An 8,745-nucleotide genomic window follows, 5' to 3' on the forward strand; every position below is an offset into this window, starting at 1 on the left:
TTTTTACAAAGTATTTATCCAAAGGCTTTTCAGGTCCCGAATGGTGCAATTTATCCTGCGATAACTGCTGCCCATATTTATCCCAGTTGGCGATATCGTACTTTAATAAAACCTGATGGTCATTATCATCTCTGTCGGTATCACCATAAACACCGTACGCAACGTACAAGTATTTTTTATTGGTATCAGCACTTCCTATTGCCGGGGCAAAAGCAACACCATCTATTCCGGAACAGGCAAACCTGTGTGGCTTTTTACCATTGGCAGTCTGTACGCTGTCCTGGTAATCTTTTACCGCTTCCTTTATGTAAACAGTGCGTAGCAAATCTTCTTTCTCTGCACTCATATCAGGGCGCACAATGCGGGAACCATCAAATATCACGATATAGAAACCGTTTTCATTGTTGTTTTGTACACCCAATGATTTCCTGATCCCCTTACCAATAGCATCATTCTTATATTCCAGCGAACCATATATCTTCCCGTCGGCTGCATTAAAATCCAAATCGCCAAGGTGCCCTACAAAACCGGTTACACTGCCTATCAGTTTGCCCGAAAGATCCATCTTAATGAGCCTATCTGTAAAAGAAAAATAAACATATCCATTGGCTTTATCTACAGCAACGCCTTGCACATGCATCTTGCCCTGTTCTCCTGAATAAATTGAATCTGGTAAGCTTGTTACATTTTGAGATCGAGCGCTCAATGCCAGGATTATAAAAAAGATGGGTAGCAGGAATATTTTTTTCATTTGAACCGAAGATATTATAGAATTTATAATTTTCCAATCTCTTCAAGAGATCTCTCCTCAAGTCGAGATGATGGCATTGAAGTTTTTCTACTATAAAAGTGAATTTCAAATCACTAAATTGCATTACACAAAATTAATGTTTCTCTCATGCGTCTTATCCTAGCTTGCATACTATTCGCTTTTTTTAATGCATCAACAGCATTTGCCCAAACCGACCTTAATGATGAGTGGACGAACATTGAAAATTCCATAAGAACAAGAACTCAACTCGAAGAAACGCTTAAAACCGTCAACTCAAAAAAAGAGGAATCTATCAGAATCAACAATGATATTGCTTTAGCGCGATGCTTGTATTACGCTATGCTAATAAAAGACTTAAAAACTGAGGACAGTTTATATTTCAGGAACAGCGCTTTTATTGATAGTTTGCTCATCAACAAAAAATCATCAACCTTACTAAAAACTGCAATGCACCTGATGCAGGCGCGCAGAGTACTTTTCTTTGCGCACAAGCACTTAAAGTTTAGGCCCAGCACCTACGAAACTAAGAACCTCCAACCTAACTATGGTGCCATGAATTTATTACAGCGCGACAGCATTGTTAGGTTTCATTTCAAAGAGGCTTTACGGCTCAGTGGCTCGGCCATACCAGGTAAAAGTATAGATATCTCGTGGCTCTCATCCAATGCCGATAAGTTACTGTTTAAAGCCGACCTTGCAGACATAGCGCTTACCGAGCGCATTGGCTTCGAAACAGGAAAAACCACCGATCTAAACCTGTCCGATCAAGATATTCAGACACTTATAGTATCTGAACCCAAAGGCTTTCAGCAAGCCTTACAATCGTCATTAGACACCGCCAAAATCCATTCACATTTGATGGACACCTATACATTATGGATGCGCAAACACAATTCGAAACCCGAAGAACTGCAATACATTCAGATGCTTATCAAATATTATTTCTATTCCCGGATGCCCAATATCTTGTCGAACGCATGGACTACTTACCTCAAAAAAAACCTCTCCTCTCCATTAAACACCATTCAAGCCACAGCTACTTTCTATTTGTTTCAGTATCAATATTACAAGGGAATCAAATACGGACTAAAGTTTGAAGCTCAATACAAAGGATACCTTAGACAAGCTGTCCAATTGTATGAGCAGCACCAGAGCGTTGTAAATGAGTTTTCAGCGTATAAAAAAACACTGGAAACCTTGCTTAAAAAGATTAAAAATCAAGAGATCAATGTTCAAGTGACAGACCGCCAGATGACGGAAGCGCCAATCATGCTTACAGCAAGATATAGGGGTATACAAAAAATCTATTACCGAATCGTTAAAATTGGTATCAAAGAGAAATTTCCGAACTTAAAAACAGAACGAATAGAAGTACTGCTCAACCGCCCCGCTATCCGCGATTCCAGCTTCCTCTTACCTGCCGGAACTGATGATTTCGACAAACATGCACTCTACCTAAAGCTCGAAAGTTTGCCAGTGGGCACCTATAATGTAATTTTCTCGCCTTCCGAGATTAAAACTGCAGCCAACCTTAGCCACATGGAATACATTCATTTTCAGGTGTCTGATCTGGCTGTTGTGAATACCGGAGATCATTTTATAGTGTTGAACAGAAAAACGGGCTTCCCCATAAGTGGCGTAAAAGTAGTAGCAACGGAACAGGTCAGCACCAATTTAAAGGGTTTTACATCCATAAAAAAAACCTACACCTCAAAAGAATTCATGTTCGTTTCTGGCAAAGATACCCTAATGCACGATTTTAATAGGCCCAAGAGGAACTTACCACGGGAGATATACAATACTGAGGCTTATGATGACCTGGAAGAATTTTATGACGCCCAGACAAAATTGCAAATTTATACCGACAGAGGAATTTACCGCCCGGGGCAGCGCGTACAATATAAAGTTATTATGCTTACCAGAGATCCTTCAACAGGTCAAAACATCGTCTTCAGTAAAGCAAATAAGTATTTTAAAAGCTGGATGGCAGACAATGAACCCCTATTGGAATTAAAAGACCCTAACTATAGAACCGTTGATTCCATAAAGCTTGTTCCTGATGATTATGGAAGTTTTTCGGGTTCTTTTGTTATTCCAAAAAATGCAATGACCGGGCAATGGTCTATTGATGGCGATGTAATTGATGGCGATAATGGTTATTTTAAGGTCGAGGAATACAAACGGCCAACAATGGAAATAACTATGGAAAAACCTGCCGAAGGGCCATTACCCGGCGAACCTTTTGAGCTAAAGCTTAAAGTGAAGTCGCTCAGCGGTGCAGATCTTAACCGTGTAAAAATTACTTACCAGATAATAAGAGAATCTAACTATTTTGGAAATGCCCCATATATCAATCCCATAGTAACAGATACAATCGGTTATACTGATGAAAAGGGCTTGTTAGTGATAAAAGTAAATGATGTAAACCTGCCGAAAAAAAATCCTGATCCCGATAAGGAATGGGCTATCACTTACAGGTTATCAGCCACGGCCACAGAAGCCACTGGCGAAACCACCAGCCAGGATAACACATTCAGCGTATCTTCATGGCCGGTCAAGATCAACATTCCGGCAGTAGATCAGTACGACAGAAAAGGCCTCCCAAAGCTAAACATCAATGCAAAAACAGAAAATAGCAAGTTTAAACCTAAGGAAATTCATATCAGCATTTTTCAGAATATTATAGTGCCCGATACCACTCGTAGTGAAATTGTAGATCAATGGCAATACACTAAAGATCAATTAAAAGTATGGTTTCCAAACGAGGAAATCCTTAACAGGACAAGCCTCGAAAAGAAATCAATCTTTGAAAAAACAATACCAATAGATAGTACTATTCAGTTTCAATTAGACAAAACATTACTTCAAGCCGGCAAGTACGAACTTGCAGTAACTACAACCCAATCGGAAAAAACATCGGGCCATGCCAGCATCAATTTTGATGTATTTGATACTGAGCAAAGCGCCACTCCCGGTAATTTAGAAGACTTTAACTACCTGTCCATCAATACTGCCAAACCCGGCGATAAAATAGATTATTACACTGCTACCATAGACAGTGCCTATGTGGTGTATGGGTTAACTTATTATGTGCGCCAAAAGCAGAGCATTGCCGTAAAAACCACCTACCACACACAATACCAGGGTAAGGGAATGCAAGCATATACTTTTACCGTACCAAAAGATGCATTAGAATCGCTTGTACTCACAAAAGCTTATGTACTAAACAATAAACTGTATATAAATGACCAAAACGTTTATCTAGCCCCACCTACCTCGGCAAAACCAGAAATTATCATAGAAAAATACAGGAAGGTTCTGGCTCCTGGTACAAAAGAAACTTTTACCGTATCGGTAAAAACAGCAAAAGAAAATATCGCGGCGCAACTCATGACGGGAATGTACGACGCCGCATTAGACAAACTTGCTTCACACCAGTGGAACATCCCCAACAATCCTTACTTCAGTGGTTACCTGTATGGGGGCTGGAGTCAAACAATTAATAACAGCAGGCCCTATTATCACTATTGGCCCGGTAATAACGAATACAATAATCAAAGCGAATTCATAAATGAATATGAAGGCGATATTATGTTGCAGCAACTAAGAGGCCGAGTACCTGGATTGGCAGTACCTTCAGCGAGCTTTCTAAGCTTAGAAGATGGTCAGCTGAATGAGGTTGTAGTAAGGGGCTATAACACAGCCGACGTAGTGAGGTATGCCACTACGGGCAGCGCGATTTACATAAGGGGTACAAATTCTCTTGTTCAGAATGCGCAGCCTCTAATTATAGTAGATGGTGTTCCATTTTCCGGCTCATTAAATGATTTTAATGCAGCCTCCATAACTGAAGCTATGGTATTAAAAGGTGCCGATGCCACTGCTATCTATGGCTCAAAAGCCGCAAATGGCGTGCTGATTATTAGCACCAAAGGAAAGATCATATTACCGGGAACTCCTGAACCGCAACCAATGGTGCGTAAAGATTTTAGCGAAACAGCATTCTTTTATCCAAAACTATACGCCGATAAAAACGGACTATATACCTTTAATTTTACCATGCCCCAAACAGCAACCGCATGGAACTGGAAGTTAATGGCACATACAAAAAGCGGTCTATTTGCATATGCAGAGCGAAAACTAAATACACGCCTTGACCTGATGGTTCAGCCTAACATGCCACGCCTGCTCTATCAGGGTGATGAAATTGTATTGAATAGCAGGATTAGCAATCTGGATAGTGCAGCTATGGACGTAAAACTTAGCTGTAAGATAGAAGATGCCGTTACTGGTGAAGACCTGACTGCAAAAGTACTGAAAGAACCTGCCTTTAAAATAGTTAAAGTAGCCGGAAAGTTAACTGAAACAGCAGGTTTTGCTTTTAAAGTGCCCGAAGGACAGCTGAATCCACTAACAATTGTAACCACTGTAAATGGAGGCGCCCTGGCAGATGCTGAAGAGCACACGTTGCCGATACTGCCCAAAAAAGTGTTTATGCGTAAGCAAGTGCCCCTTGTATTTTCAAAGAAAGACAGTTTGGTACAGGCTCCTAAGCTACCAGACGACGCAGATTTGTATGGCCTTAGTCTCTATGCAGATGCTAAGCCACAAGCAGCCTTAATCAACTCATTACCATTTTTAGCCAATTATTCCTTTAATTGTTCTGAACAGGTATTTAATAAACTCTATGCCAGAGTAACCGCAAATCAGCTGATGCGTAATCAGCCTGAGCTTGCAAAATCATTTAAAATGCGTTCGCCGGATGCCATTTCAGATACTACGGAACGCAAACTTCCGGATGAACTTGCAGAAGCGGCCATGCCTTGGTTAAACCTGGCAAACCAAACTGCTAAGCAGCAAAAACAATTGTATCAGGTTCTAGATACCATAAGCAACAGGTCCATAATTTCCGACCATTTAAATAAGTTGTATTCCATGCAAGATTTCTACGGCGCGCTCCCCTGGTTTGAGGGTGGAAAAAGCAATATTTGGATATCTAATTATGTACTAAGAGGATTTGGAAAGTTAAATCAGCAAGGATGGCAAGCGAACGACTATCAAAGGCATTCAATTTTCATCAAGAGGTTAATTACATATACCGATTCTTTATACGCTACAAACGGTACAGATGGTAATCTTTTTGGTGCCTACTCCCGGTCATTTTGGAAAAACGAGTATCCCCTTAATCCTGGTGTCATCAAAAAAATAAATACCACTCTTGAACTTGCCGAAAAAGACATCAACAATAAGCGCTTATATGATCAGGCTTTATGGATCATTGTTTCATTAAAATATACAACTCCAGATCACCAAGTCTATAAAAAGGCCCTTGCCCAACTGAGTAACATACAACAACGGGCAATAAACGACGACCTAAATGGAATGCGATGGAAAGAAATTTCAGATGGCGATGATTTGAGCCATTCAAAAGAAGAAACCATTGCAATGCTTTATGAGGCCTTTACACAAGCCGGGCAAAATACAAAGATTGCAGATGGGTTAAGCAAATGGATGCTGTCGGCCAAGCAAGATTACAGTTGGCGCACAACCACGGGTACTGCTGCAGCTATCGACATGCTTAAGGAGTCGGCAACAATAAAGACCAGTTTTGTGCCAGATTCTGTTTCTGCTCAGGTTGGTAATCAGCAGATGAACAGTTCAAATGGTCTTTTGGCTGGGCAGCGCAACCAATTCATCAGTCTTAACAAGGTATCTCCGGTAACGGTCTCAGCAAATAATACGGTTAGTGGTGGCATTACATGGCATTACTTCAGCGCTGAAGCGCAGGCCGATGATGCTAATAATAAGGTAAAACTGAAGAAAACTTTATTTAATTATGATCAACAGAAGAATGCCTGGGGGCCACTTTCAGATAAAACTGTTTTAAAAATAGGCGAAAAGATAAAAATTGTGTTAACGGTAGAAACAACGGTAAGCTTACGTTTTGTACAACTTGAAGATAAACGTGCAGGTGTATTCGAACCTTTGGACGGCAGTAGTGGTCAACAATACCAGGACGGTACATATTATTACAGGTCTGTAAGAGATGCTGGTCAGCAGCTATTTATAGATTTACTGCCCTCAGGCAAAACTGAATTTAACTATGAAGTGACTGTTACGCAAGAAGGAACTTTTAAAAACGGAGCAGCTATGCTTCAATGTCTTTATAATCCGGGGGTAACAGCTTACAGTAATGCAATGACAATTATTTCCAAACCCTAATACACACTATGGCATCAGATCAGAAATTTGTTGATTTTATTGTTGATCAAATACAAGGAGCGGGAACGATCAGCAGCAAGAAAATGTTTGGAGAGTACGGCCTTTATGCAGACCAAAAGATCTTTGCTTTGGTTTGTGACAACAAGCTGTTTATTAAAGCCACAGAAGCTGGAAAGCAGTTTATAAGAAGCGTGGTAGAGGCTTCTCCGTATCCTGGAGCAAAACCTAGCTTTCTGATCGAAGAACAAATTGAAGACCGGGAATGGATTAGTGAGTTGGTAAGGATTACAGCGGCAGCACTTCCAGAACCTAAGCCTAAAAAGCCCAGGAGTAAAAAGAACTAAGTAATTGATAATATTGCTATTTTACAATCATCAAATCATACCGCTCTACCATGTACTTTAAAACCGTTCATTTTCCATCAAACCTAAATCACGCTCAAGTAGAAACTGCCCTAAGGAAGGCATCCATGAAAGAAACCATGTCTCTTGATTTTAAATTTAAGAGTGTCGACATCGGTACCGACAAGATATTTTGGGGACTTGAAGACAAAAAGGATTTAAAATTTACCAGAATCAAAACATCCTTTGAGTTCTTTCTGCCTAAACTTATTATTAGCCTTTCAAAAGATCCTTATGTAAATCATTACAGAATTAGACCTGGTGCACTACCAATTGCAATCATTGGCCTGCTGGCATTTGGAACCTTTATTGGTCTCATCGGAATACTAAGAGGCAAAACTAATATTGAATCATTTATACCTTTCATATTGATGATTACTATTTATGTATTAATATTTCTATTTGAGCTCAAACTAACTACTTCCAGAGTAGTAAAGGCATTAAATCAGATATAATATATTTTAAACGCTGCCCGCCGCAATTGGACAGCGTTTAAATACTATTTCAGCGAATGAAAACCAATCTGGTTGCCTTCAGTATCTTCAGCGACACCACAGAAACCATATTCTCCAAGGGACATTTTTTCGGCAATCACCTTACCTCCTGCTGCTGTCACTCTTGAAAGCTCAACTGCACAGTCATCGGCATAAAAATACACCATTGTACCTCCTACTCCCGGTTTTCCCATTTCAGATTTACACAATGTGCCACTACTGCCCGGTCCCATCATATCTGCGGGGAATGCGAGCATCTCAAAGTAATTAGGATCGTCTTTCTCTACTTTCATATTATCAGGAGGTGCCATTTCAGATAGTTGAATCTGCAATACCTCCTCATAGAATTTCTTAGCTCTGGCCAGATCGTTTACACTGATTTCGGTCCAGACAAATGGGTTTTTAACTGTCATGATTCTAAGTTTTATAATGGGTTATTTCCATTAACACTAAGATCCTAAAATATAGCTACTAAGATGAGGGGCAACTATGACAAATGAGCGGGTAAATTGTGTCAATATCTGAATCTGTCCTATATGCGTCTTACTCATACCAGACAATAATTTCACCAATTTCTTTTGCTCTATAACATTGCGCTATTAAGGAAGCCACCTCTTCTTTGCTTAGACGACTTCCGCGACCCCAATTTAAAAGAATTAGGTCTCTAAGGTTTGGATTTTCTACCTGCATTTTCCTATGCATTGACTTTATTAAGCACATTATGAACATTATCATTGAGGTTAGATTTAGGTAAATTCTACTTATCTATTTCCCCAGTTCACAAAAAATCTAAAAGATCCTTTCATTTAAGTAGACATATCAAAACTTAGAATAAGTATTCGTATTTCCTTTACTT

Annotated in this window: 4 protein-coding genes and 1 pseudogene; 3 read left to right on the plus strand and 2 right to left on the minus strand. The window is 39.8% G+C overall.

Annotation, left to right across the window (positions count from 1 at the left end; genetic code table 11):
- Nucleotides 1-751: pseudogene (locus tag AC1DDX_RS17315) on the minus strand (hypothetical protein); the annotation flags it as partial.
- 147 nt (nucleotides 752-898) lie between these two features.
- On the opposite strand from AC1DDX_RS17315, the gene AC1DDX_RS17320 reads away from it, so the two are divergent.
- From AC1DDX_RS17320 to AC1DDX_RS17330, 3 genes are read left to right on the plus strand one after another with little or no spacing between them, the layout of a single operon-like run.
- Nucleotides 899-6,994 (plus strand): alpha-2-macroglobulin family protein, encoded by a 6,096-nt coding sequence (locus AC1DDX_RS17320; protein WP_337715930.1) that lies wholly within the window; start codon nucleotides 899-901, stop codon nucleotides 6,992-6,994.
- Nucleotides 6,995-7,002: 8 nt separating this feature from the next.
- Nucleotides 7,003-7,338, plus strand: coding sequence for a TfoX/Sxy family protein (locus AC1DDX_RS17325; protein WP_337715928.1), 336 nt, complete (start codon nucleotides 7,003-7,005; stop codon nucleotides 7,336-7,338).
- Between the two features lie 50 nt (nucleotides 7,339-7,388).
- A complete protein-coding gene (locus AC1DDX_RS17330; protein WP_337715926.1) occupies nucleotides 7,389-7,850 on the plus strand; it encodes a hypothetical protein in 462 nt (153 codons plus the stop codon).
- 44 nt (nucleotides 7,851-7,894) lie between these two features.
- On the opposite strand, the gene AC1DDX_RS17335 is transcribed toward AC1DDX_RS17330, so the two are convergent.
- Nucleotides 7,895-8,302 carry a VOC family protein gene (locus tag AC1DDX_RS17335; protein WP_337715924.1) on the minus strand — a complete coding sequence of 136 codons (408 nt, stop codon included), beginning with the start codon at nucleotides 8,300-8,302 and terminating at the stop codon, nucleotides 7,895-7,897.
- Between the last annotated feature and the right edge of the window lie 443 nt (nucleotides 8,303-8,745).

Source organism: Pedobacter sp. 10L46_2, assembly GCF_056395165.1.